Source organism: Cellulomonas sp. APG4 (assembly GCF_009996735.1).
Lineage (GTDB): Bacteria > Actinomycetota > Actinomycetes > Actinomycetales > Cellulomonadaceae > Actinotalea.
The window spans coordinates 69946-93667 of the sequence record NZ_JAACYI010000002.1 but is presented as its reverse complement, the minus strand read 5'-3'; the positions used below and the strand labels follow the sequence as shown (position 1 = coordinate 93667).

Annotated in this window: 22 protein-coding genes; 20 read left to right on the top strand and 2 right to left on the bottom strand. The window is 73.6% G+C overall.

Annotation, left to right across the window (positions count from 1 at the left end):
- Positions 1-10: 10 nt before the first annotated feature.
- The 13 genes from hisI (at position 11) to pyk (ending at position 15759) form a co-directional block, all read left to right on the top strand.
- Positions 11-400, top strand: coding sequence for a phosphoribosyl-AMP cyclohydrolase (hisI, locus tag GXB85_RS02520; RefSeq protein WP_161916064.1), 390 nt, complete (start codon positions 11-13; stop codon positions 398-400).
- Positions 397-1956, top strand: coding sequence for an anthranilate synthase component I (locus tag GXB85_RS02515; protein WP_161916063.1), 1560 nt, complete (start codon positions 397-399; stop codon positions 1954-1956). Before hisI ends, GXB85_RS02515 begins: the two co-directional genes overlap by 4 nt.
- Positions 1953-2555, top strand: coding sequence for a Trp biosynthesis-associated membrane protein (locus GXB85_RS02510; RefSeq protein WP_161916062.1), 603 nt, complete (start codon positions 1953-1955; stop codon positions 2553-2555). The genes GXB85_RS02515 and GXB85_RS02510 overlap by 4 nt, the downstream gene beginning before the upstream one ends.
- 79 nt (positions 2556-2634) lie before the next feature.
- Positions 2635-2910, top strand: coding sequence for an HGxxPAAW family protein (locus GXB85_RS02505; protein WP_161916061.1), 276 nt, complete (start codon positions 2635-2637; stop codon positions 2908-2910).
- A complete protein-coding gene (locus GXB85_RS18035; RefSeq protein ID WP_237727932.1) occupies positions 2907-3395 on the top strand; it encodes a DUF4190 domain-containing protein in 489 nt (162 codons plus the stop codon). The genes GXB85_RS02505 and GXB85_RS18035 overlap by 4 nt, the downstream gene beginning before the upstream one ends.
- 4 nt (positions 3396-3399) lie before the next feature.
- Entirely contained in the window at positions 3400-3894 is a 495-nt protein-coding gene (locus tag GXB85_RS02495) for a DUF2752 domain-containing protein (RefSeq protein ID WP_370523957.1), read from the top strand.
- Positions 3895-4015: 121 nt separating this feature from the next.
- Positions 4016-4828 (top strand): indole-3-glycerol phosphate synthase TrpC, encoded by an 813-nt coding sequence (gene trpC / locus GXB85_RS02490; RefSeq protein ID WP_161916059.1) that lies wholly within the window; start codon positions 4016-4018, stop codon positions 4826-4828.
- A 59-nt stretch (positions 4829-4887) separates the two neighbouring features.
- A complete protein-coding gene (trpB, locus tag GXB85_RS02485) occupies positions 4888-6114 on the top strand; it encodes a tryptophan synthase subunit beta (protein WP_161916198.1) in 1227 nt (408 codons plus the stop codon).
- A complete protein-coding gene (gene trpA, locus GXB85_RS02480; protein ID WP_370523956.1) occupies positions 6111-6965 on the top strand; it encodes a tryptophan synthase subunit alpha in 855 nt (284 codons plus the stop codon). The genes trpB and trpA overlap by 4 nt, the downstream gene beginning before the upstream one ends.
- Entirely contained in the window at positions 6962-7996 is a 1035-nt protein-coding gene (gene lgt / locus GXB85_RS02475; RefSeq protein WP_161916057.1) for a prolipoprotein diacylglyceryl transferase, read from the top strand. Before trpA ends, lgt begins: the two co-directional genes overlap by 4 nt.
- Before the next feature lie 188 nt (positions 7997-8184).
- A complete protein-coding gene (gltB, locus tag GXB85_RS02470; RefSeq protein ID WP_237727920.1) occupies positions 8185-12720 on the top strand; it encodes a glutamate synthase large subunit in 4536 nt (1511 codons plus the stop codon).
- The gene (locus GXB85_RS02465) at positions 12713-14194 is read left to right on the top strand and encodes a glutamate synthase subunit beta (RefSeq protein WP_161916055.1); all 1482 of its coding nucleotides are present in this window, start codon (positions 12713-12715) and stop codon (positions 14192-14194) included. The genes gltB and GXB85_RS02465 overlap by 8 nt, the downstream gene beginning before the upstream one ends.
- A gap of 137 nt (positions 14195-14331) precedes the next feature.
- Positions 14332-15759, top strand: a complete 1428-nt coding sequence (gene pyk / locus GXB85_RS02460; protein ID WP_161916054.1) for a pyruvate kinase — start codon at positions 14332-14334, stop codon at positions 15757-15759.
- Between the two features lie 155 nt (positions 15760-15914).
- On the opposite strand, the gene GXB85_RS02455 is transcribed toward pyk, so the two are convergent.
- The gene (locus tag GXB85_RS02455; RefSeq protein WP_161916053.1) at positions 15915-16874 is read right to left on the bottom strand and encodes a hypothetical protein; all 960 of its coding nucleotides are present in this window, start codon (positions 16872-16874) and stop codon (positions 15915-15917) included.
- Between the two features lie 144 nt (positions 16875-17018).
- Between GXB85_RS02455 and GXB85_RS02450 the strand changes: the two genes are divergently transcribed.
- The 3 genes from GXB85_RS02450 to GXB85_RS18725 are packed head-to-tail and all read left to right on the top strand — an operon-like array spanning position 17019 to position 19005.
- Positions 17019-17525 carry an RNA polymerase sigma factor gene (locus GXB85_RS02450; protein WP_370523954.1) on the top strand — a complete coding sequence of 169 codons (507 nt, stop codon included), beginning with the start codon at positions 17019-17021 and terminating at the stop codon, positions 17523-17525.
- On the top strand, positions 17522-18136 hold the full coding sequence (locus tag GXB85_RS02445) for a methylated-DNA--[protein]-cysteine S-methyltransferase (RefSeq protein WP_161916052.1): 615 nt from the start codon (positions 17522-17524) through the stop codon (positions 18134-18136). The genes GXB85_RS02450 and GXB85_RS02445 overlap by 4 nt, the downstream gene beginning before the upstream one ends.
- A complete protein-coding gene (locus GXB85_RS18725; RefSeq protein ID WP_161916051.1) occupies positions 18133-19005 on the top strand; it encodes a DNA-3-methyladenine glycosylase 2 family protein in 873 nt (290 codons plus the stop codon). The genes GXB85_RS02445 and GXB85_RS18725 overlap by 4 nt, the downstream gene beginning before the upstream one ends.
- Here GXB85_RS18725 and GXB85_RS02435 read toward each other — a convergent pair.
- Complete coding sequence (locus tag GXB85_RS02435; RefSeq protein WP_161916050.1) at positions 18977-19219, bottom strand: hypothetical protein; 243 nt, start codon at positions 19217-19219, stop codon at positions 18977-18979. The two genes, GXB85_RS18725 and GXB85_RS02435, sit on opposite strands and share 29 nt — an antisense overlap.
- Positions 19220-19408: 189 nt before the next feature.
- On the opposite strand from GXB85_RS02435, the gene GXB85_RS02430 reads away from it, so the two are divergent.
- The 4 genes from GXB85_RS02430 to GXB85_RS02415 all read left to right on the top strand — a co-directional run bounded on the left by GXB85_RS02430 (position 19409) and on the right by GXB85_RS02415 (position 23710).
- The gene (locus GXB85_RS02430) at positions 19409-20104 is read left to right on the top strand and encodes a GntR family transcriptional regulator (protein ID WP_161916049.1); all 696 of its coding nucleotides are present in this window, start codon (positions 19409-19411) and stop codon (positions 20102-20104) included.
- The gene (locus GXB85_RS02425; RefSeq protein WP_161916048.1) at positions 20104-21615 is read left to right on the top strand and encodes an MmgE/PrpD family protein; all 1512 of its coding nucleotides are present in this window, start codon (positions 20104-20106) and stop codon (positions 21613-21615) included. Before GXB85_RS02430 ends, GXB85_RS02425 begins: the two co-directional genes overlap by 1 nt.
- A complete protein-coding gene (prpB, locus tag GXB85_RS02420) occupies positions 21615-22541 on the top strand; it encodes a methylisocitrate lyase (protein ID WP_161916047.1) in 927 nt (308 codons plus the stop codon). Before GXB85_RS02425 ends, prpB begins: the two co-directional genes overlap by 1 nt.
- Before the next feature lie 65 nt (positions 22542-22606).
- The gene (locus tag GXB85_RS02415; RefSeq protein ID WP_161916046.1) at positions 22607-23710 is read left to right on the top strand and encodes a bifunctional 2-methylcitrate synthase/citrate synthase; all 1104 of its coding nucleotides are present in this window, start codon (positions 22607-22609) and stop codon (positions 23708-23710) included.
- The last annotated feature ends 12 nt before the right edge of the window (positions 23711-23722 follow it).

Sequence of the window (23722 nt, the reverse complement as noted above, 5' to 3'; positions counted from 1 at the left end):
GGATCGGCACGTGCCTGAGACCGATGCCGCCGTGCGCCCGTCCGACCTCGACCCGGCCGTCGCCTCCCGCCTGAGCCGCGACGCCGCCGGCCTGGTCTGCGCCGTGGTCCAGCAGCACGACACGGGCGAGGTGCTCATGGTCGGCTGGATGGACGACGAGGCGCTCCACCGGACCCTGACCAGCGGCCGGGTGACGTTCTGGTCGCGCTCGCGGCAGGAGTACTGGCGCAAGGGCGACACGTCGGGCCACGTCCAGCACGTCCGCTCGGTCGCGCTGGACTGCGACGGTGACGCGCTGCTCGTCCGCGTCGACCAGGTGGGCCCCGCGTGCCACACCGGTGCCCGGACCTGCTTCGAGGCCGGCGGAGACCTCGGCGCGGTGCGCGGGGACGACGCATGACCGCGCGCACGACGCCGGACCTCGCGACCGATCTCGCGTGGGGTGCGACGTGGCCGCGGCTCGACACCTTCCGGGAGCTCGCGCGTGACCGTCGCGTGGTGCCCGTGGTCCGTCGTGTGCTCGCCGATGACGCCACGCCGGTCGGCCTGTACCGCACACTGGCGCAGGGGCGAGCGGGCACGTTCGTCCTCGAGTCCGCCGAGGTCGACGGCACCTGGTCGCGCTACTCGTTCGTGGGGGTGCGGTCGCGCGCGACCCTGACGGTCGGCGACGGGCAGGCGGCGTGGCTCGGTGACGTCCCGGTGGGTGTGCCGACGGAGGGCGACGTCCTCGAGGTCCTCGGGGCCACCCTCGAGGCCCTCCGAACCCCCGCGATCCCGGGTCTGCCACCGTTCACGGGTGGCCTCGCGGGTGCGCTCGGCTGGGACGTCGTCCGGCACTGGGAGCCGACCCTGCCCGCGAAGGCGCCCGACGAGCTCGGGGTGCCCGAGGTCACGTTGTGCCTCGCGACCGACCTCGCCGTCGTCGACCACGTCGACGGCTCGGTGTGGCTCGTCGCCAACGCGATCAACTTCGACGACACCGACGCGCGTGTCGACGAGGCGCACGCGGACGCGGTGCGCCGCCTCGACGAGATGCAGGCCGCTCTGGCCACGCCGGCCCCGCCGGCCGCGAGCGTGCTCGGCGGTGGAGACGAGCCCGAGCTCGAGTTCCGCAGCACCCGGCCAGAGTTCGAGGAGGCCGTGCGGATCGGCAAGGAGGCGATCCGCGACGGCGAGGTGTTCCAGGTGGTCGTCTCGCAACGGCTCGACCTCGACTGCCCGGCGTCACCGCTCGACGTGTACCGCGTGCTGCGGACCATCAACCCGAGCCCGTACATGTACTACTTCCAGCTGCGGGACGCGGCAGGGGCGGACTTCGCGGTCGTGGGCTCGAGTCCCGAGACGCTCGTCAAGGTGACTGACGGGCAGGTCGTGACCTTCCCGATCGCCGGTTCGCGCCCGCGCGGTGCCACGCCGGCCCGCGACGCCGAGCTGGCCGAGGAGCTGCTCGCGGACCCGAAGGAGCGGGCCGAGCACATCATGCTCGTGGACCTCTCGCGCAACGACCTCGTGAAGGTCTGCGAGCCCACGTCCGTCGAGGTCGTGGAGCTCATGGCCGTCAAGCGCTACAGCCACATCATGCACATCTGCTCGACCGTGGTCGGCCGCCTGCGCCCGGGCGCGACGGCCCTCGAGGCGTTCACGGCGACCTTCCCCGCCGGCACGCTCTCAGGCGCGCCCAAGCCCCGCGCGATCGCCCTCATCGACGAGCTCGAGCCTGCTCGCCGCGGCATCTACGGCGGAACGGTGGGGTACTTCGACTTCGCGGGCGACATGGACATGGCCATCGCGATCCGCACGGCCCTGATCCGTGGTGGTCGGGCCAGCGTCCAGGCGGGCGGCGGGATCGTCGCCGACTCGGTCGAGGCGCTCGAGTACGAGGAGTCGCGCAACAAGGCCGCCGCCGCCGTACGAGCGGTCCAGGTCGCGGCACGGCTGCGCGCACCCGCATGAGGTTCACTCGACGCACGGCCGTGGTCGCGGGACTCCTCCTCGGCGGTCTCGCCGTCGGGGTCGCCGCGGTCACCTGGGTGACAGCGAGCACGACGAGCGCCCTCGCGACGACGGTCGACCTGCGCGTACCGGGCAGCGAGGCCGCTCCGGGCGCGGCGGCCGGCGGCCTCGTCGTCGTGGCCGCGGCACTCGCGCTGAGCCTGGGCGGACGCGTCGGTCGGGTGCTCGCGTCGTCGGGCCTGGTCCTCGGCGGGCTGCTGGCGCTCGGCTCGGCCGTGGCCGTGGTGGTCGACCCGACGAGTACCGCGACGTCCGCCGCGCGGGCCACGGTCGGCGTCGCCGATCTCACCGGCGCTGCGGCCCTGACCCCCGCACCATGGCTCGCCGCAGCGATCGGCGGCGCGACGGCGGTGCTCGGCGTCGCGGCGCTGCTGCGGGCGAGGGCGTGGACGGCCACCCCGGACCGGTACGACCGCGCGACGTCGGAGTCACGCGTGGGGTCCCCAGGGGCTGTGCGCCAGGGCGACCGCGCCGACGCCGACGGTCACGACGAGCAGGAGGCGTGGGACGCCCTCAGCCGTGGCGAGGACCCGACCTGACGACACATCCGCATCCGCGATGCGCGACGCCGTGGGTCCGCTAGGGTCTGCGGAAGGTTTCACGAAAGGCACACAACCCATGGGCGACACGTCCCCCGACCGCTTCGTCGAGCGGGCCCACCTCCCGGTGGCCTCGCCTCCCCGCAACCACGGCAACACGACCGCCGCGTGGGTCACCGTCACGCTCGTCGTGCTGGGTGGCCTTCTCATGGGGCTCGGGATGATCGCCCCGCTGCTGTGGCTCGTGTGGGCCGGGCTGGGTGTGATCGTCGTCGGGCTGGTCGTGGGCCGCGTGCTCGCGACCCTCGGCTTCGGCCAGCCACGGCCGTCCGCGAGCCCGTCGCCTGACGCCTGACCACGGCGCCGCCGGCGCGGCGCCCCGCACGACCGACCACCGACGACGTCGACCGCAGACCCGAGGAGCACCATGAGCACCGGACCCCAGGACCCGTACAGCCCGCAGCCGCCCGCCGACGGCTCGTCCAGCGGCGGCTACGGCGCCCCCGGCGGTGGCTACAACGCCCCGCCGCCGCCTCCTGCCTACGGTGGCGGCAACGCCTACGGGGCGGCACGGAGAAGAACAACCTCGGTGTCTGGGCCCTCGTGCTCGGGATCCTCGGCGTCGTCTGCTGCGGGTTCTTCGCAGGCATCCCCGCGATCATCCTCGGCAACAAGTCCAAGGCGGCGGCGGCGCAGGGTCTCGCGAACAACGGCGGGATGGGCCAGGCAGGTGTCGTCCTCGGCTGGATCGCCATCGTCCTCGGGATCATCGGCGTGATCTGGGCCGTCGCCATGGGTGGCTTCGCGGCTATCACCGACGGCACCTACACGGGCTACTGAGACCGTGACCTCGTCCGTCGACGCCCCGGCCCTCTTCGTGCGCGATGAGGACCGGGGCGTCGACGTACCTGCCCGAGCGCGCGGCGGCTGGGTCGCGCCGGCACTGTCCGGTGCCCTGGTCGCCGGAGCAACAGCAGTGCTGGCGGTGCGCTCGCCCTACCAGGACGGGAGCTACGGCTGGTGCCCCGTCGTCGCTGTCACCGGCGCGTGGTGCCCCGCATGCGGAGGGCTACGGGCCGTCCACGACCTGACCCAGGGCGACGTGGTGTCGGCCTGGGGCATGAACGCCCCCGTCGTCGCGCTCCTGCCGTTCGTGGCGCTCGGCTGGGCGATGTGGTTGGTGGCCGCCCTGCGCCGCCGTCCCGTCCCGGCGTGGGCGCCCACGTGGGTGGCCTGGGCACTGCTCGCTGGCGCGCTCGTCTTCACGGTGCTGCGCAACGTGCCGGCACTGGCACCCTTCCTCGCGCCCGGAGGCGCGCCGCCACCGTTCCTCGGCTGACCCCCTGGCTCCGTCCACGCCGTGGTCCAGCACGTGGGCGTGACCGGGACCACTCCGTCGCGCCCGTACGATGGCCACGTGGGTCAGCCGGGGGAGCGGGCCGGTGAGGGAGGTGAGCGCGATGACCGTTCTCGAGGACATCGTCGCCGGGGTCCGGGAGGACCTCGCGGAGCGTGAGGCGCGGACGCCCCTCGCGGAGCTCAAGGAGCGCGCGTCCCGCGTGCCCGCGGCGATCGAGTGCGTCGGGCGGCTGCACGACGACGAGGCCGTCGCCGTGATCGCCGAGGTCAAGCGCTCGAGCCCGAGCAAGGGCGCGCTCGCGTCGATCGACGACCCCGCGGCTCTCGCCGCCGAGTACGAGGCGGGCGGCGCAGCGGCCATCTCGGTGCTGACCGAGCGGCGCCGGTTCGGCGGCAGTCTCGCCGACCTCGAGGCCGTTCGTGCGCGCGTCGACGTGCCGGTGCTGCGCAAGGACTTCGTGGTCACGCCCTACCAGGTGTGGGAGGCCCGTGCGCACGGCGCCGACCTGGTGCTGCTGATCGTCGCGGCACTCGAGCAGACCGTGCTCACGTCGCTCGTCGAGCGCGTGCACTCGCTCGGCATGACCGCGCTGGTGGAGGTGCACGACGGCGAGGAGGTCGCCCGCGCCCTCGATGCCGGCGCGCGCTGCGTCGGCGTCAACGCCCGCAACCTCAAGAACCTCGAGGTGGACCGCACGACGTTCGCGCGGCTCGCACCCCTCATCCCGTCGGGCGTCGTCCGCATCGCCGAGTCAGGTGTGCGTGGCCCGCACGACGTCATGGACTACGCACGCTCGGGTGCCGACGCCGTGCTGGTCGGCGAGAGCCTCGTGACCGGCCGGGACCCGCGCTCGGCGGTCGCCGACCTGGTCGCGGCAGGCGCCCACCCCTCGCTGCGGGCGGTGCGTCAGTGAGGTCCGAGGTCGACGGCGGGACGCGGGGCGTGTCGACCGACGAGGCGGCGGCCGAGGCCGTGGGCCCCACGACGAGCGCAGCCGGCCACGGTCCGTACTTCGGTGACTTCGGCGGTCGCTTCGTGCCCGAGGCGCTGATCGAGGCGCTCGACGAGCTCGAGACGGAGTGGGCCAAGGCGCAGGCGGACCCGGAGTTCGCGGCAGAGCTCGCTCACCTGCACCGCAGCTACACGGGGCGGCCCTCGATCATCACCGAGGTGCCCCGGTTCGCGCGTCACTGCGGCGGTGCCCGCGTGATCCTCAAGCGTGAGGACCTGAACCACACGGGCTCGCACAAGATCAACAACGTGCTGGGCCAGGCCCTGCTGACCAAGCGTCTGGGCAAGAAGCGTGTCATCGCCGAGACCGGGGCCGGGCAGCACGGTGTCGCGACCGCCACCGCGGCCGCACTCTTCGACCTCGAGTGCGTCATCTACATGGGCGAGGAGGACACGGAGCGGCAGGCGCTCAACGTCGCACGGATGCGCCTCCTGGGTGCCGAGGTCGTCCCCGTCAGCACCGGCTCGCGCACGCTCAAGGACGCGATCAACGAGGCCTTGCGCGACTGGGTGACCAACGTCGAGACGACGAACTACGTCTTCGGCACCGTCGGCGGCCCCCACCCGTTCCCCGCCATGGTGCGCGACCTGCAGCGCATCATCGGCGTCGAGGCCCGCGCCCAGGTGCTCGAGCTCACGGGGCGCCTGCCCGACGTCGTGGCGGCGTGCGTCGGCGGCGGGTCGAACGCGATCGGCATCTTCCACGCGTTCCTCGACGACCCCCAGGTGCGGCTCGTCGGGCTGGAGGCAGGCGGCGACGGCGTGGACACCGGGCGCCACGCGGCGACCATCACCGGCGGTGCGCCGGGCGTGCTGCACGGTGCGCGCTCGTTCCTCCTCCAGGACGACGACGGCCAGACGATCGAGTCCCACTCCATCTCGGCCGGTCTCGACTACCCGGGCGTAGGTCCGGAGCACGCCTGGCTCGCGTCGATCGGCCGCGCGGAGTACCGGCCCATCACCGACGCGGAGGCGATGGAGGCCTTCCGGCTCCTCTCGCGCACCGAGGGGATCATCCCCGCCATCGAGTCGTCGCACGCCCTCGCGGGTGCGATGAAGCTGGGCCGCGAGCTCACCGTCGAGGGTCAGGAGCCGCCGATCATCCTCGTGAACCTCTCGGGGCGTGGGGACAAGGACGTCGAGACCGCCGCGCGGTGGTTCTCCCTGCTCGACGAAGGAGCCTCGTGAACGGCAGCGTCACCGTGACCGACACGCCGTCGGGCGACCTCCACGCGCCCAGCCGCACGGCCGAGCGGCTGCGTGCGGTCCGACGCGAGGGCCGCCCTGCGCTCGTCGGCTACCTGCCCGTCGGCTTCCCTGACGTCGACGGCGCCGTGGCGGCCGCACGGACGATGGTCGACGCAGGTGTCGACGTGATCGAGCTCGGCCTGCCGTACTCGGACCCCGTGATGGACGGCGCGGTCATCCAGCGCGCCGTCGAGCACGCGCTGCGCGGTGGCGTCCGCGTGCGCGACACGTTCGCGACCGTCGAGGCGGTCGCGAGCACCGGTGTCCCGGTGCTCGTCATGACCTACTGGAACCCCGTGGTCCGCTACGGCATCGCGCCGTTCGCACGGGATCTCGCGGCCGCCGGAGGGGCGGGGCTCATCACCGCGGACCTCATCCCCGACGAGGCGGGGGACTGGCTCACGGCGTCCGACGAGCACGCGCTCGACCGCGTCTTCCTCGTCGCCCCGAGCTCGACCCCCGAGCGACTCGCCCTCACGGCTCAGGCCACGCGCGGATTCGTCTACGCCGCCTCGACCATGGGCGTCACGGGCACCCGTGCGACGGTCGGTGCCCACGCGGAGCGCCTCGTCGCCGACACGCGGCGCGCAGGTGCGGAGCACGTCTGCGTCGGCCTGGGCGTGAGCACGCGTGACCAGGCGGCCGAGGTCGGTGCCTACGCCGACGGCGTCATCGTGGGCAGCGCGTTCGTGCGGGCCCTCGCAGAGGCCGACGACCAGCAGGCGGGGCTGCACGCCCTGCATCGAGTGGTCGAGGATCTCGCCGAGGGCGTGCGCGAGGTGCGGCGATGAGCGGCGCGGCGCTGGGAGTCGCGCTCGCCCCGGGCATCCCGAGCCCGTCGCAGTCCGTCTGGTACCTCGGTCCGCTGCCGTTGCGGGCCTACGCCCTCGCGATCATGGCCGGGATCGTCGCCGCCGTGTGGCTCACGCAGCGTCGCTGGAAGGAACGCGGGGGTGATCCGGAGACGGTCCTCGAGATCACGTTCTGGGCGGTGCCGTTCGGCATCCTCGGGGGCCGCGTCTACCACGTGATCTCGTCCCCGGACGCCTACTTCGGCCCCGACGGCGACCCGATGAAGGCCTTCGCGATCTGGGAGGGCGGACTCGGCATCTGGGGTGCGATCGCGCTCGGCGCGGTCGGCGCATGGATCGGCTGCCGTCGCCAAGGGGTGCGGTTCTCGAGCTTCGCCGACGCCGTGGCGCCCGGGTTGCTCGTGGCCCAGGCGATCGGACGCCTGGGCAACTGGTTCAACCAGGAGCTGTTCGGTGCGCCGACCACGCTGCCGTGGGGCCTGCGCATCGATCCTGCGAGCCCGACCTTCCCGTCCGACCTCCCGCCGGACACGCTGTTCCACCCGACGTTCCTGTACGAGATGCTCTGGAACCTCGCCGCGGCCGCGCTCCTGCTCTGGCTCGACCGCCGGTACCGGCTCGGGCACGGTCGGGTCTTCTGGCTCTACGTGGTGACCTACACGCTCGGGCGCGTGTGGATCGAGGCCCTGCGGATCGACCCGGCCGAGACGGTCCTCGGCCTCCGGCTCAACATCTGGACGTCGATCGTCGTGCTCGTCGGCGCGGCGGTCGCGTTCGTCGTCGTGGGCCGACGGCATCCGGGGCGCGAGCCGGGGGTCGAGCTCCCGGGTGCGGTCCCGCGTGGCCCGGACGAGGACGAGGCGCGCACCGATGCCGCACACGAGGACCCTGCGCACGTCGACGGCGCGGGCAGCGAGCCTGCGCACGTGGACGCGGAGTCGCCCGACGCCGGTGCGGCACCGGGCACCGAGTCCGCTGCGGTCTCCCGGAAGGGCACCGACCAGGCGTAACCTGACGGCAACGTCCAGGCAAAGCGTGAGATATGTCACCCGTCACACCCTTCTGAGGCGTGCGGACCTGCGGGTATCGTCGCGTCGCCTGGGCCGACGTCGTCCCGTGATCCCTGACCACGCCCGGTACCCCTGCCGGGTACCCCCGGAGGACGGTGCACATGGAGCGTCCCGCTCACCCGCATGCGATGCCCCCCGCCCACGGTCTCTACGACCCGGCGGCCGAGCACGACGCGTGCGGAGTCGCGTTCGTCGCGACGCTGCGCGGGACGCCCGGACGCGACATCGTCGACGCGGGGCTGACCGCGCTGCTCAACCTGGACCACCGCGGCGCCGTCGGCGCCGAGACGGACAGCGGCGACGGTGCCGGCATCCTCACCCAGGTCCCCGACGCCTTCCTGCGGGACGTCGTCCAGGCCGAGCTCCCGGCTGCGGGCCACTACGCCATCGGCATGGCCTTCCTGCCGACCGACGACGACGCCCGGGCTGCGGCCGTGGCACACGTCGAGGGCCTCGTGGCGGAGGAGGGGCTCGAGCTCCTCGCCTGGCGTGACGTGCCGGTGGCGGCCGACCTCGTGGGGCCGACGGCACGCGCGAGCATGCCGGTCTTCCGCCAGCTGGTCGTCGCTGACCCCGCGCGCACCCTCGCCGGGCTCGACCTCGACCGCAGGGCCTTCCGTGTGCGCAAGCGTGCCGAGCGCGAGGTGGGCGTCTACTTCGCCTCGCTGTCGGCCCGCACCCTCACCTACAAGGGGATGCTCACGACGGCGCAGCTCGAGCCGTTCTTCCCCGACCTCTCCGACCCGCGCTACGCGTCGGAGATCGCGCTGGTGCACTCGCGCTTCTCGACCAACACGTTCCCGTCGTGGCCGCTCGCGCAGCCGTTCCGCCTGCTCGCGCACAACGGCGAGATCAACACGGTGCGCGGCAACCGCAACTGGATGGCCGCGCGGCAGAGCACGCTCGAGAGCGAGGCCCTGGGCGACCTCACCTCGCTGCTGCCCGTCTGCACCCCGGGCGGCAGCGACTCCGGCACGTTCGACGAGGTGCTCGAGCTGCTGCACCTCGCGGGGCGCAGCCTGCCGCACGCCGTCCTCATGATGGTTCCCGAGGCGTGGGAGAACCACGCCGAGATGGACCCCGACCGCCGCGCGTTCTACGAGTACCACTCGACGCTGATGGAGCCCTGGGACGGCCCCGCAGCCCTGACGTTCACGGACGGCACGCTCATCGGTGCGGTGCTCGACCGCAACGGCCTGCGGCCCGGCCGCTACTGGGTCACCGACGACGGTCTCGTCGTCCTCGCGTCCGAGACGGGCGTGCTGGACATCGACCCCTCCACCGTGGTGCGCAAGGGCCGGCTCGAGCCCGGCCGGATGTTCCTCGTCGACACCGGAGCGGGTCGGATCGTCGAGGACGAGGAGGTCAAGGCCCAGCTGGCGGCGCAGCGCCCCTACGCGCAGTGGGTGTCCGAGCACTCGGTGTTCCTCGACCAGCTCCCCGAGCGTGAGCACGTGCGGCACAGCCCCGCCTCGGTGCGCCGGCGCCAGCGGGCGTTCGGGTACACCGAGGAGGAGCTCAAGATCCTCCTGACGCCGATGGCGCAGACCGCCGGTGAGCCGCTCGGCGCGATGGGTTCGGACACGCCCGTCGCCGTGCTCTCGGCGCGACCGCGGCTGCTCTTCGACTACTTCACCCAGATGTTCGCGCAGGTCACGAACCCGCCCCTGGACGCGATCCGCGAAGAGCTCGTCACCTCGATCGGGGGCGCGATCGGGCCCGAGCCGAACCTGCTGGCCGACGTGCCCGAGCACGCGCGCAAGCTCGTGCTGCCCTTCCCGGTGCTCGACAACGACCAGCTCGCGAAGATCGTGCGCATCGACCGCGACCCCGACCTCGAGGGCGTCTTCAGCGCCGAGATCGTGCGCGGCCTCTACCGTGTCGACGGCGGGGCCGAGGCACTGCGGGCCCGGCTCGAGGAGATCTTCGCCCAGGTCGACCGTGCGGTCGAGGCCGGCACGAGCTTCCTGATCCTGTCGGACCGCGACTCGGACGCCGACAAGGCGCCCATCCCGTCGCTGCTCCTCGTGAGCGCGGTGCACCACCACCTGCTGCGTCGACACACCCGCACCCGCGTGAGCCTCGTGGTCGAGGCGGGCGACGTGCGCGAGGTGCACCACGTGGCGCTGCTCATCGGCTACGGTGCCGCGGCCGTCAACCCGTACCTCGCGATGGAGTCCGTCGAGGACCTCGCGCGCGACGGGTCCCTCGGCGAGGTCAGCCCGGAGAAGGCCGTGGCGAACCTCATCAAGGCGCTGGGCAAGGGCGTGCTCAAGGTCATGAGCAAGATGGGGATCTCCACCATCCAGTCCTACCGGGGCGCCCAGGTCTTCGAGGCGCTGGGCCTCTCGCACGAGCTGGTCGAGGAGTACTTCACCGGCACCACGAGCCGCCTGGGCGGCATCGGTCTCGACGTCGTCGCGACCGAGGTGGCCGCACGGCACGCGCAGGCCTACCCGCCCAGCGGCAACCCGCAGGCCCACCGCCGCCTGGACGTCGGTGGCGAGTACCAGTGGCGACGCGGCGGCGAGGAGCACCTCTTCGACCCCGAGACCGTGTTCCGCCTCCAGCACTCGACCCGCACGCGCCAGCTCGACGTCTTCCGTCAGTACACGCGGCGCGTCGACGACCAGGCGGAGCGGCTCATGACGCTGCGGGGGCTGCTGACGTTCGCCGAGGGCGTGCGGCCACCCGTCCCGCTCGACGAGGTCGAGCCCGTGAGCGAGATCGTGCGGCGGTTCAACACCGGTGCGATGTCCTACGGCTCGATCTCGGCCGAGGCCCACGAGACGCTCGCGATCGCGATGAACCGTCTGGGCGGCCGGTCCAACACGGGCGAGGGCGGCGAGACCCCCGAGCGCCTGCGCGACCCGGAGCGCCGCAGCGCGATCAAGCAGATCGCGTCCGGACGCTTCGGCGTGACGTCCGAGTACCTGACGCACGCCGACGACCTGCAGATCAAGATGGCCCAGGGCGCCAAGCCCGGCGAGGGCGGCCAGCTCCCGGGGACCAAGGTCTACCCGTGGGTCGCAGCCACCCGGCACTCGACGCCCGGGGTCGGCCTCATCTCGCCGCCGCCGCACCACGACATCTACTCGATCGAGGACCTCGCGCAGCTGATCCACGACCTCAAGAACGCGAACCCGGCGGCGCGCGTGCACGTCAAGCTCGTGAGCGAGTTCGGCGTGGGAACGGTCGCCGCAGGCGTGGCCAAGGCCCATGCCGACGTGGTCCTCATCTCGGGTCACGACGGCGGCACCGGCGCGAGCCCGCTCACGTCGCTCAAGCACGCGGGTACGCCGTGGGAGATCGGCCTCGCCGAGGCGCAGCAGACGCTCGTGCTCAACAACCTGCGCGACCGCGTGGTGGTGCAGGTGGACGGTCAGCTCAAGACCGGTCGTGACGTCGTCGTGAGCGCGCTGCTGGGTGCCGAGGAGTTCGGCTTCGCGACGGCGCCGCTGGTGGTGAGCGGCTGCGTGATGATGCGCGTCTGCCACCTCGACACGTGTCCCGTGGGCGTCGCGACGCAGAACCCCGAGCTGCGGGCACGCTTCACGGGCAAGCCCGAGTTCGTCGAGACGTTCTTCGAGTACGTCGCGACCGAGGTGCGCGAGTACCTCGCGGCCCTCGGCTTCCGGTCGATCGACGAGGCCGTCGGTCACGTCGAGTCGCTCGACACCCGGGCGGCCGTCGCGCACTGGAAGGCCGCGGGCCTCGACCTCGGCCCGGTCCTCGCACGTCCCGAGCCTGCGCCCGGCTCGTCCCTGCGGCGCACCACGAGCCAGGACCACGGCCTCGACAAGGCCCTCGACAACCAGCTCGTCGCGATGGCGGCCGACGCGCTCGAGCGTCGCGAGCCCGTCGAGATCGCGCTGCCGATCCGCAACGTGAACCGCACCGTCGGGACGATGCTCGGCCACGAGGTCACGCGGCGCTACGGGAGCCATGGCCTCGCGGACGGCACCATCGACGTGACCCTCACCGGGTCGGCCGGCCAGTCGTTCGGTGCGTTCGTGCCGCAGGGCGTGACGCTGCGGCTCGTGGGCGACGCCAACGACTACGTCGGCAAGGGCCTCTCGGGCGGCACGATCGTCGTGCGTCCCGACCACGCGTCGGTGCTCTCGGGCGACCGCGACGTGATCGCGGGCAACGTCATCGGCTACGGCGCGACGTCGGGTCGGATCTTCCTGCGCGGGGTCGTGGGGGAGCGGTTCGCGGTCCGCAACTCGGGCGCGACGCTCGTCGTCGAGGGCGTCGGTGACCACGGCTGCGAGTACATGACGGGCGGCACCGTCGTGGTGCTCGGAGCGACGGGCCGCAACTTCGGCGCCGGGATGTCCGGCGGTCAGGCCTTCGTCCTCGACCTCCGCCGTGAGGCCGTCAACATCCCTGCCCTCACCTCGGGTGAGCTGTCGCTCTCGCCGCTCGGCGAGGAGGACCGCGAGCTCGTCACCGCGCTCCTGCGCGCCCACGTGGAGGCGACGGGCTCGCCCCGCGCCGCCGAGCTGCTGGCGGACCTGCCGGCCTCGCTCGACCGCCTCACCCGGGTGATGCCCACCGAGTACGAGCGCATGCGCATCACGTTGGCCCAGGCGGCGGAGCGCGGGCTCGACCCGTCGGCCCCGGGCGTGTGGGACGAGATCCTGGAGGTGTCCCGTGGCTGACCCCCGCGGCTTCCTGAAGGTGCGCGACCGCGCGCTCCCGCCCAGCCGGCCCGTGCCGGTGCGTCTCATGGACTGGCGCGAGGTCGTCGAGCACCGCACGGCGCAGGACGACCCGGCGCACGCCGTGATGCTGCACGAGCAGGCGGGGCGCTGCATGGACTGCGGCATCCCCTTCTGCCACCAGGGCTGCCCGCTCGGGAACCTCATCCCCGAGTGGAACGACCTCGTGTGGAAGGGGCAGTGGGCCGAGGCGAGCGACCGCCTGCACGCGACGAACAACTTCCCCGAGTTCACGGGGCGCATCTGCCCCGCGCCGTGCGAGACGTCGTGCGTCCTCGGCATCAGCCAGCCGCCGGTGACGATCAAGAACGTCGAGGTCTCGATCGTCGACGAGGCGTTCGCACGCGGGTACGTCACACCGCAGGTGCCGTACTTCCTCACCGGCCACACGGTCGCGGTCGTCGGCTCGGGGCCCGCGGGGCTCGCGGCTGCCCAGCAGCTCACCCGCGCCGGCCACACCGTCGCGGTCTTCGAGCGGGACGACCGGATCGGCGGGCTGCTGCGCTACGGCGTGCCCGACTTCAAGCTCGAGAAGCAGCTCATCGACCGCCGTATCGCGCAGATGACCGAGGAGGGCACGCGCTTCCGCCCGGGCGTCGAGATCGGTCGCGACATCACCTGGAAGGAGCTCCGCGCACGGTACGACGCCGTGGTCGTCGCGACGGGGGCCCCGGTCGCGCGCAGGCTCGCCGTCCCCGGCGGCGACCTCGAGGGGATCCACCTCGCGATGGAGTACCTGCACCAGTCCAACGCCGTCGTGGCCGGCGACGAGGTGCCCGACCAGATCACGGCGACCGGCAAGCACGTCGTGGTCATCGGCGGCGGCGACACCGGCTCCGACTGCGTCGGCACCGCCCTGCGTCAGCAGGCCGCCTCGGTGACGACGCTCGCCATCGGCGTCCAGCCACCGCTCGAGCGCCCGGAGAACCAGCCGTGGCCCACCGACCCGCTGCTCTTCGAGGTGTCGAGCTCGCACGAGGAGGGCGGTGAGCGCACGTTCCTCGCCTCGACCGTGGGCTTCGTCGGGGACGACGACGGCCGCGTGCGTGCGTTGCGCGTCGCCACCACGGAGTACCTGCCCGACGGGCGTCGCGTCCCGACCGCGGGGACCGAGAAGGACATCCCGGCGGATCTGGTGCTCGTCGCGATGGGCTTCACGGGCCCGGAGACCGAGGCGCTGAGCGAGCAGACGGGCGCGGACGTCACCGGGCGAGGCCTCGTCGCCCGCGGTGAGGACTACGCGACCTCGGTGCCGGGCGTCTTCGTCGCCGGCGACGCGGGCCGGGGCCAGTCCCTGATCGTCTGGGCCATCGCCGAGGGTCGCGGCGCCGCCGCGGCCGTCGACGCCTACCTGCGTGGCAGCACCGAGCTGCCCGTGCCCGTGACGCCGAGCACCATGGCGATGCGCCCCTGAGACCTCCGGCGTGCCGGGACGGGGGTGACCCGCCGACGGTCGCGCCCGCTGGAGCCGGTCCCGCCCCCGTGACCGGCACGACCGACACGGGTCGGACGGGTCGAAAGGTCCCGGGACCCAGGAACTAGGCTGGAGACATGCGTAAAGCCAAGATTGTGTGCACCATCGGCCCCGCGACCGAGTCGCCCGAGCAGATCCAGGCGCTCGTGGACGCCGGCATGGACGTGGCCCGGATCAACCGCAGCCATGGCGAGGCCGACGAGCACGCCGCCGTGATCGACCGTGTGCGTGCCGCGGCCAAGGCCTCGGGCCGCGCCGTCGCCGTCCTGGTCGACCTGCAGGGCCCCAAGATCCGCCTGGGTCGCTTCGTCGAGGGCAAGCACGAGCTCGCCGAGGGCGACGTCTTCACGATCACGACCGAGGACGTGCCGGGCACCAAGGAGCTCGTCTCGACCACCTACAAGGGCCTGCCGGGCGACGCCAAGGTGGGCGACCGCATCCTCATCGACGACGGTCGCGTCGCGGTGCGGATCACCGAGGTCGACGGCCCGCGCGTCGTGACCCGCGTCGAGGTCGCCGGCCCCGTCTCGAACAACAAGGGCCTGAACCTGCCTGGCGTCGCGGTGAGCGTGCCCGCGATGTCCGACAAGGACGAGCAGGACCTGCGCTGGGCCCTGCGCCTGGGCGCTGACCTGATCGCGCTGTCGTTCGTGCGCAGCGCGGACGACTACGCCGACGTCGCCCGGATCATGACCGAGGAGGGGCGCACCGTCCCCGTCATCGCCAAGGTCGAGAAGCCGCAGGCGGTCGAGAACCTGGCCGAGATCGTGGACGCGTTCGACGGCGTCATGGTCGCGCGCGGTGACCTGGGTGTCGAGCTCCCGCTCGAGCAGGTCCCGCTGGTGCAGAAGCGTGCGATCGAGCTGTGCCGTCGGTCGGCCAAGCCCGTCATCGTCGCGACGCAGGTGCTCGAGTCCATGATCTCGGCCCCTCGCCCCACGCGGGCCGAGGCGTCGGACTGCGCCAACGCGGTGCTCGACGGCGCCGACGCGGTCATGCTCTCCGGCGAGACCAGCGTGGGCGACTACCCGATCGAGGCCGTGCGGACGATGGCCCGCATCATCGAGAACACCGAGGAGCACGGGCAGGACCGCATCGCGCCGCTCGGCTGGAGCCCGCAGACGCGCGGTGGTGCGATCACCCACGCGGCCTCCGAGGTCGGTGAGACCCTCGGCGTGAAGTACCTCGTGACGTTCACCCAGAGCGGGGACTCGGCGCGGCGCATGTCGCGCCTGCGCTCGGGCATCCCGCTGCTCGCGTTCACGCCGGTCCCGGCCGTGCGCAACACGCTCGCCCTGAGCTGGGGCGTGCAGACGTACGAGGTCCCGACCGTCGAGCACACCGACGCGATGGTCCGCCAGGTCGACCAGACCCTGCGGGCCAACGGCCTCGCGGAGGACGGCGACCTCGTGGTGATCGTCTTCGGCGCCCCGGTGGGCGTCCCGGGCACCACGAACTCGCTCCTCGTGCACAAGATCGGCAGCGAGCAGCGCTCGGTGGCCTGACACCTCTCGGGCCGCCCGGCGCGGCCCGAAGCACGACGACGGCGCCCCGTCCCCGCGTGGGACGGGGCGCCGTCGCCGTCGGGGCCGGTGCGGCACGTCGCGGCCCCCACCGCGGACGCGGCCCGCGCGCGCCGTGACCGCGTCGGTGGGCGCGGTCACCACCCGCAGTGGTCGGCGACGAACGCTCGCAGCTCGCCGCGCAGCTCGTCGCCCACATCGAGCGGGACCGTCGGCAGGCTCCGGCCGGCGACGGTCGCGCGCAGCCCGAGGTACGTGCCGCGCTTGTCCTCGGCGACCGCGTGGGCGTCGCACCGCGTGGGGACGATCGGCAGCCGCACCGTGGTCGGCCCTTCCACGACCGCCCCGAGCGGGGGAGCCGTCCAGGCCGTCCCACCACCCGCCGGCCCGAGGAGCACGGTCCCCTCCACGCTCTCGACGACCACCTCGGGGGCGTCCCGGGTCGGGACGAGCACCAGCGTGAGCGTCGCGACGAGGCCGTCCGGCCCGCGCGACGTCGCGAGCCCGGAGCCGATCTCCACGTCGAGCGCTGCGGTCAGGGCGGCACGCGCGCAGTCCTCCGCGTGGATGCGCGCGAGGTGCCCCTGCGGATCCTCCGCCTCGGTCCGGACCTCGGTGCGCGCGCCGTCGGCGAGCACGAGCCTCACGCGGCCGTCGCCCGAGGGCTCGGCGCACCGTGCCTCGCCGAGCGCCACGGACGCGTCCCGCGTGCGGCCGGCCGGGACCCGTCGGTCCCAGCTCTCGAGCGCCGCGACGCCGACGAAGCCCGCCGCCTCGAGGGCCGCGGACGCCACCACCACCTCCGTGGACGGGGGTGCGTGCACGCGCAGCTGGACCACACGAGCCGCCTGGTCGGAGCGGCTCTGACGGATCTCGACACGGATCTGCTCCGCGGCGCCGGGCGCCAGGGGCGGCGCCGCCGTCGTCCCGGAGGGCGGCGGTGTCGCCGGGGTCGCGAGCGGTCCGCAGGCGGCCAGAGCCGCGACCGTCCCCGCGAGCAGTGCGGCGACGCCGCGCGCGGCGGTTCCGGCCGCCCCGCGACTGCCGTCACGTGGCCGTGGGCCGGCCACGACGGTCGCACGGGCCCGGGCCTCCATCCGGCCATGATGCTCCGCCGGGAGGTGAGCGCGCGACGCCGCAGCGGTGCGCGGCCGAGGTGCGATGCTGGCGCCATGCCGGCCGACGTGCAGATGTCCGAGCGCCCGACCTCACATCCTGGCGCTCCCGGACGTCTACCTGGTGTGAAGCCCTTCGAGCAGGTGGTCGCGGACCACGGCGGGACCGTCTGGCGCGTCTGCCGTGCGGTCGTCGGGCCGCTGGACGCCGACGACGCGTGGTCCGAGACGTTCCTGGCGGCGTTGCGCGCGTACCCCGGTCTCCCGGAAGGTTCGGACGTGCGTGCGTGGCTCGTGACGATCGCTCACCGCAAGGCGGTCGACATCCATCGCGCGCGCGCCCGGCGCGCCGTGCCGGTCGCCGAGGTGCCCGACCACGGTGTCGTCGAGCCGGCGTCGGACGAGCACGACGAGCTGCTCGCCGCGGTGGCGCGCCTGCCCGAGCGGCAGCGTCTCACGGTCGCCTACCACCACGTCGCAGGGCTCCCGTACCGCGAGGTGGCCGAGCTGGTCGGAGGGACGCCCGAGGCCGCTCGGCGAGCCGCCGCCGACGGCGTGGCCGCCCTGCGGCGAGCGCTCGGGACCACCGCAGCCGCGCGCCCCGTCGTCCCCGTCCCCGGAGGTGCCCGATGACCATCCCGACGAACGACACCTGGTCGCGCGACGACCTCGGCGGCGTCCCACGTGAGACGCACCTCGCCACCCTGCGCGAGCACCTCGTGGCGCGAGGCGAGGCCGAGCGGCTCGTGGACGTCACCTACCGCACCGTCGCCTCACCCGTGGGCGAGCTGCTCGTCGCGGCCACGCCCCTGGGTGTGGTGCGCGTCGCGTTCGACGTCGAGGGGCACGAGCGTGTGCTCGAGGACCTCGCCCGCCGCGTGGGTGTGCGCATCCTCGCGTCGCCGCGACGCCTGGACCCCGTCGCGCGCCAGCTCGAGGAGTACTTCGCGCACCGCCGCACCACGTTCGACGTCCCGATGGACCTCCGGCTCTCGTCGGGCTTCCGGCGTCGCGTGCTCGCCCACCTGAGCGAGATCGGCTACGGGGCCACCGAGAGCTACGCGCAGGTGGCGGTCGCGGCAGGGAGCCCCCGGGCCGTACGCGCCGTCGGCTCGGCGTGTGCGACCAACCCGCTCCCGGTCGTGGTGCCGTGCCACCGCGTGCTGCGTTCGGACGGAACGCTCGGCGGCTACGTCGGTGGGCTGGACGCGAAGCGCGCGCTGCTCGCCCTCGAGGCCGCGTGAGCGTGGACCTCTGGTACCCCGCCACGGGTCCGTTCGACCGGGACTCGCTGCTCGACTGGATCGTCGGCCACGCGGTACCGGGGCTCGAGCGGACCGATCGCGAGACGGCGACCACGGTGCGCCTGCTCGACGTCGGACGTCAGGTGGCGGTCGCGGCACGGCTCGAGGCCGACGGCGTGCGCGTGCGGGTCGAGGAGCTCGCCGCGCCCGAGCGCCGCAGGCTGGACGAGCTCGTGCGTCGCTGGTTCGACCTCGCCGACGACCCGCGCGTGCTCGACGAGCCGCTGGGCCGCGACGTGCTGCTCGCCGACAGGGTCCGTGCGCGTCCCGGCCTGCGTGTCGCCGTGCACCCGGACGGTTGGCAGGCGGCGCTGCAGACGGTCATCGGGCAGCAGGTGAGCCTCGCTGCGGCCCGGACGCTCACCGGTCGCCTCGTCGCCGCATTCGGCGGCGACGGGCAGGGCGGGCTGCGCACCGCGCCCACGCCCGAGGCACTGCTCGACGCGGGCGAGGAGGTCGTGCGCGGGGCCGTGCGGCTGACCCGGGCACGCGCCCGCACGCTGCTCGACCTCGCCCGCGCCTGCGCGGACGGCCTGAGGCTCGCGCCGGGCGAGGACGCCGCCGCGGTGCGGGAGCGGCTGGTCGCGGTGCCCGGGATCGGGCCGTGGACGGTCGACTACCTCAGCCTGCGTGCGCTGGGGGAGCGTGACGTCTTCCCGGCGAGCGACCTGGTGCTGCGTCGCGCGGCGGGGATCGACGACGCACGTGCCCTCGCGCGCCGCGCTGAGGCGTGGTCCCCGGTGAGGGCCCGCGCGGCCGGCCACCTCTGGGCGGCCGCGGTCAGCTCTCCGCGCGCGCCAGGGGGATGAGGAACGCGAGGCCCGCGAGGAGCAGGCCGCCGCAGAAGACGAGCCCGTTCTCGAGGTCGAACGAGACGGCCATGGCCCAGAAGCCCGCGAGCATGAGCACGAAGCAGAGCACGAACACGAGCGGCCCCGCGGAGGCGGGCCGGTCGGTCAGACGGTGATCGCCGATGTGGTCCGCGTCGTGGTCGTGCGCAGGGACGCGCGTGGTCTCGCTCATGGGGCCTCCTCCAGGTTCGTGACAGTCTCCCAGATCCGGCGGACGACGGCGTCACGGTGACACGACGGTGCGACCGGACAGCGACGTTGTATGCATGCGGTTCCGACGACGCCCGCAGAGCGGCGCGAACACCGCCCGCCTAGAGATTCGCTGTATACATCAGAACCTCGGCCGACGTAGCATCGTGAGGTGCGCGCGAGCGATCAGGCCTATGCCTCCCTCCGGGACGAGATCCTGCGGTGGGAGCTGCGCCCCGGTTCGCTGCTCTCCGAGGTCGACCTGGCCGCGCGCCTCGGCGTCTCCCGCACACCGGTGCGCGAGGCGCTCGCACGTCTGGAGGCGGACGGTCTCGCCGCACCCGGCCGCGGCCGCACCACGGTGGTCGCCCCACTCGACGCGACCGATGTCGTGCACCTCTTCGAGCTGCGCCAGGCGCTCGAGCTCGAGGCGGTGCGACTCGCCGCGCGTCGCCGCACCGACGGCGTGTTCGAGGCGCTCACCCGTCGGTTCGAGACGACCGCACGCAGCGTCGGAGCGGGCCTCGACGTCGGCGCGTACTACGCCCTCGCGTCGGAGCTCGACGTCGCCGTCGACGCCGCCGCGGCGAGCCCCTACCTCACGCGGGCGCTCCAGGGCCTGCGCGGCCACGTGGTGCGCGCACGCCGCCTGGCGCACGACGACATGGCACGGCTCGAGCGCGCGGCGCGCGAGCACGCGCTGATCTCGCGCGCCGTCGCCGAGCGGGACGAGGCGCTCGCCGCGCACGCGACGGCCGTTCACCTGGACGCGAGTCTGCGCAACGTCCTCGAGGGCCTCGCCGCCCAGGGCGGGGCAGGCCCCCTCGTCGTCCCGTCCGGAGCCACCACTTCGAGCGAGGGAGTCTGATGCTCGTCCACACCCTGCGCGTCCATCCGAGCGCCGACCGCCTGCCCCCGCACGAGCAGCTCGCCTGGCGCCTCGCCGAGGTCGCCGCCGACGACGTCGAGGTCGACGACGACGTCGCGGAGATGGTCGTCAACCGCGTGATCGACGACGTGGCCGTCGCGATCGCCTCGGTGCACCGCGAGCCGGTCCGCGTGGCCCGGGCGCAGGCCGTGGCGCACCCCGCGAGCCCGGGCGCGGTCGTGCTCGGATCGGGGACCCGGGTGGACCCGGCGTGGGCCGCCTGGGCGAACGGCGTCGCGGTCCGCGAGCTCGACTACCACGACACGTTCCTCGCGGCCGACTACTCGCACCCGGGCGACAACATCCCGCCCGTGCTCGCGGTCGCGCAGCACGTCGCGACACGACGCGGGGTGAGCGGGCGCGACGTCGTCCGTGCGATCGCGACGGGCTACGAGGTCCAGGTGGACCTCGTGCGTGCGATCAGCCTCCACGCGCACAAGATCGACCACGTGGCCCACCTGGGCCCCTCCGTGGCGGCGGCGCTCGGCACGCTGCTCCGGCTGCCCGTGGAGCAGACGTTCCACGCGATCGGCCAGGCGCTGCACACCACGACGTCCACGCGGCAGTCGCGCAAGGGCGAGATCTCCACGTGGAAGGCGTACGCGCCGGCGTTCGCCGGCAAGGTCGCGATCGAGGCCGTGGACCGGGCGATGCGCGGCCAGACCTCGCCCACGCCCATCTACGAGGGCGAGGACGGGGTCGTCGCGTGGTTGCTCGACGGGGCGGACGCGCGCTACGAGGTGGGGCTCCCGGCGCCCGGGGAGGCCAAGCGCGCGATCCTCGACACGTACACCAAGGAGCACTCGGCCGAGTACCAGGCCCAGGCGCTGATCGACCTCGCGCGCCGGATGGGCCGCGAGCACCCCGAGCTGCGTGACCCGGAGCAGGTCGAGGACCTGCTGATCCGCACGAGTCACCACACGCACCACGTCATCGGCTCGGGCGCGAACGACCCGCAGAAGTACGACCCGACGGCCACGCGCGAGACGCTCGACCACTCGATCCCGTACATCGTGACCGTGGCGCTCCAGGACGGCGCGTGGCACCACGTCGAGTCCTACCGGCCGGAGCGCGCGGCTCGTGCGGACACCGTGGCCCTGTGGCGCCGGGTGCGCACGGTCGAGGACCCGGAGTGGACGCGCCGCTACCACGCCCCGGACCCGGCCGAACGCGCCTTCGGCGGCCGCATGGAGGTGCGGCTGCGGGACGGCCGCACGATCGTCGACGAGCTCGCGGTGGCTGACGCCCACCCCCAGGGGGCGCGACCCTTCGGCCGCGAGCAGTACGTGGCGAAGCTGCGCACCCTTGCCGACGGCGTCGTCGAGCCGGCCGAGGTGGACCGGTTCCTCGAGGTGGTCGCACGCCTGCCGCACCTGCGTCCGGACGAGCTCGACCAGCTCACGGTCGCCGTCGACGGCGGGGACGTCCCGACGGACGAGGGGATCTTCTGATGCTGCACACACGCACCACGGCGGCCCAGCGGCGCGGGGCGTTCCGTGCGGGTCTCGCCTCAGGCCGTCTCCAGCGCCTTCCCGGGGCGTTCACGCCGCTCACCGCGCGGCTGATCGAGGACAAGGGCTTCGAGGGCGTGTACGTCTCGGGCGCCGTGGTGTCGGCCGAGCTGGGCCTGCCCGACGTCGGCCTGACGACGCTCACCGAGGTGGCGGCACGCGCCGCGCAGGTGGCGCGTGTGACGGACCTGCCCGTGCTGGTCGACGCCGACACCGGGTTCGGGGAACCCATGAACGTCGCGCGCACCGTCCAGGTGCTCGAGGACTCCGGGGTCGCGGGCCTGCACGTCGAGGACCAGGTGAACCCGAAGCGGTGCGGCCACCTCACGGGCAAGGCCGTGGTCGACACCGCGACCGCGGTGCGCCGCGTCCGCGCCGCGGTGGACGCCCGCCGCGACCCGGACCTCGTGGTGATGGCGCGCACCGACGCCCGTGGCGTCGAGGGCCTCGACGCCGCGCTCGACCGGATGCGGGCCCTGGTCGACGCGGGCGCCGACGCGATCTTCCCCGAGGCGATGGCCGACCTGCGCGAGCTCGAGGCGGTGCGCGCCGCCGTCGACGTCCCGATCCTCGCCAACCAGACGGAGTTCGGCAGGTCCGAGCTCGTGACCACCCGGCAGCTCGAGGACGTCGGCGTGAACGTCGTGATCTACCCGGTCTCGCTGCTCCGCGTCGCCATGGGTGCCGCCGAGCGGGCCCTCGACACCCTGGTGGCCGAGGGCTCGCTGGTCGGCGAGGTACCGGGCATGCAGCACCGCGCGCGGCTCTACGAGCTCGTCGACTACGCGGGCTACAACCACTTCGACGACGCGATCTTCACGTACCGGTCCGACGACGACGCCACGCACGGTTCGGTGACGCACTGACCCGCGGTCGGCCGACGCCGACCGCACCGCACGCAGCACCCCGGACGCGCAAAGGAGCGAGCACGGTGGACGAGATCCGCAAGGGACTGGCAGGGGTCGTGGTCGACACGACGGCGATCTCCAAGGTGGACCCCGAGAGCAACTCGCTCCTGTACCGGGGCTACCCGGTGCAGGAGCTCGCACGCGCGTGCTCGTTCGAGGAGGTCGCGTGGCTGCTCTGGCACGGCGAGCTGCCCACGCCCGACGAGCTCGACCGGCTCCGGGCGGCCGAGCGCGCCGCGCGCGCGCTGCCGCAGGACGTCTGCGCCGTCGTCGACGCCCTGCCTCTGACGGCTCACCCGATGGACGTGATCCGGACCGCGGTGAGCGTGCTCGGCGCTCTCGACGACCTGGGCGACGCGCCCGGGGCCGACCTGGAGCGCTCGGTGCGGCTGCTCGGCGCGCTGCCCGCCGTGGTCGCGCGTGACCAGCGCCGTCGTCGCGGGCTCGCCCCGGTCGCCGCGCGGGCGGACCTCGACTACGCGGAGAGCTTCCTGCACCTGACCTTCGGCCAGGTACCGCCGCCCGAGGTGGTCGACGCCTTCCGGGTGTCGATGGTGCTCTACGCCGAGCACTCGTTCAACGCCTCGACCTTCACCGCGCGCGTGATCACCTCGACGTTGTCGGACCTCCACTCCGCGGTCGTGGGGGCGATCGGCGCCCTCAAGGGTCCGCTGCACGGCGGCGCGAACGAGGCGGTCATGGCGACCCTCGAGCAGATCGGCACGGCGGCGCGCGTCGACGCGTGGCTGGACGAGACGCTCGGTGCCCGCCGCAAGGTGATGGGCTTCGGCCACCGGGTGTACCGCCGGGGCGACTCGCGCGTGCCGACCATGAAGGCCGCGCTCGACGACCTCGTGCGGTGGTCCGGGCGCGACGACCTCGCACAGCTCTACGACGCGCTGGAGCGGGGCATGGTCGAACGCACCGGGATACTCCCGAACCTCGACTTCCCCTCGGGCCCCGCGTACCACCTGATGGGCTTCGACACCGCGACCTTCACGCCGCTCTTCGCGGCGAGCCGCGTCGTGGGGTGGACGGCGCACGTCATCGAGCAGCGCGCGGCGAACAGCCTGATCCGGCCGCTCAGCGCCTACGACGGCCCTGCCGAGAGGCACCTGGCCGGCTGACCGCGCACGCCG

Coding starts and splice junctions, on each gene's coding strand:
- GXB85_RS02455 (WP_161916053.1), bottom strand. CDS start 16,874: ATGGAGGCCCGGGCCCGTGCGACCGTCGTGGCCGGCCCACGGCCACGT.
- trpC (WP_161916059.1), top strand. CDS start 4,016: ATGACCGTTCTCGAGGACATCGTCGCCGGGGTCCGGGAGGACCTCGCG.
- prpB (WP_161916047.1), top strand. CDS start 21,615: ATGCTGCACACACGCACCACGGCGGCCCAGCGGCGCGGGGCGTTCCGT.
- GXB85_RS02510 (WP_161916062.1), top strand. CDS start 1,953: ATGAGGTTCACTCGACGCACGGCCGTGGTCGCGGGACTCCTCCTCGGC.
- gltB (WP_237727920.1), top strand. CDS start 8,185: ATGCCCCCCGCCCACGGTCTCTACGACCCGGCGGCCGAGCACGACGCG.
- GXB85_RS02515 (WP_161916063.1), top strand. CDS start 397: ATGACCGCGCGCACGACGCCGGACCTCGCGACCGATCTCGCGTGGGGT.
- pyk (WP_161916054.1), top strand. CDS start 14,332: ATGCGTAAAGCCAAGATTGTGTGCACCATCGGCCCCGCGACCGAGTCG.
- lgt (WP_161916057.1), top strand. CDS start 6,962: ATGAGCGGCGCGGCGCTGGGAGTCGCGCTCGCCCCGGGCATCCCGAGC.
- GXB85_RS02435 (WP_161916050.1), bottom strand. CDS start 19,219: ATGAGCGAGACCACGCGCGTCCCTGCGCACGACCACGACGCGGACCAC.
- GXB85_RS02445 (WP_161916052.1), top strand. CDS start 17,522: ATGACCATCCCGACGAACGACACCTGGTCGCGCGACGACCTCGGCGGC.
- GXB85_RS02505 (WP_161916061.1), top strand. CDS start 2,635: ATGGGCGACACGTCCCCCGACCGCTTCGTCGAGCGGGCCCACCTCCCG.
- GXB85_RS02425 (WP_161916048.1), top strand. CDS start 20,104: ATGCTCGTCCACACCCTGCGCGTCCATCCGAGCGCCGACCGCCTGCCC.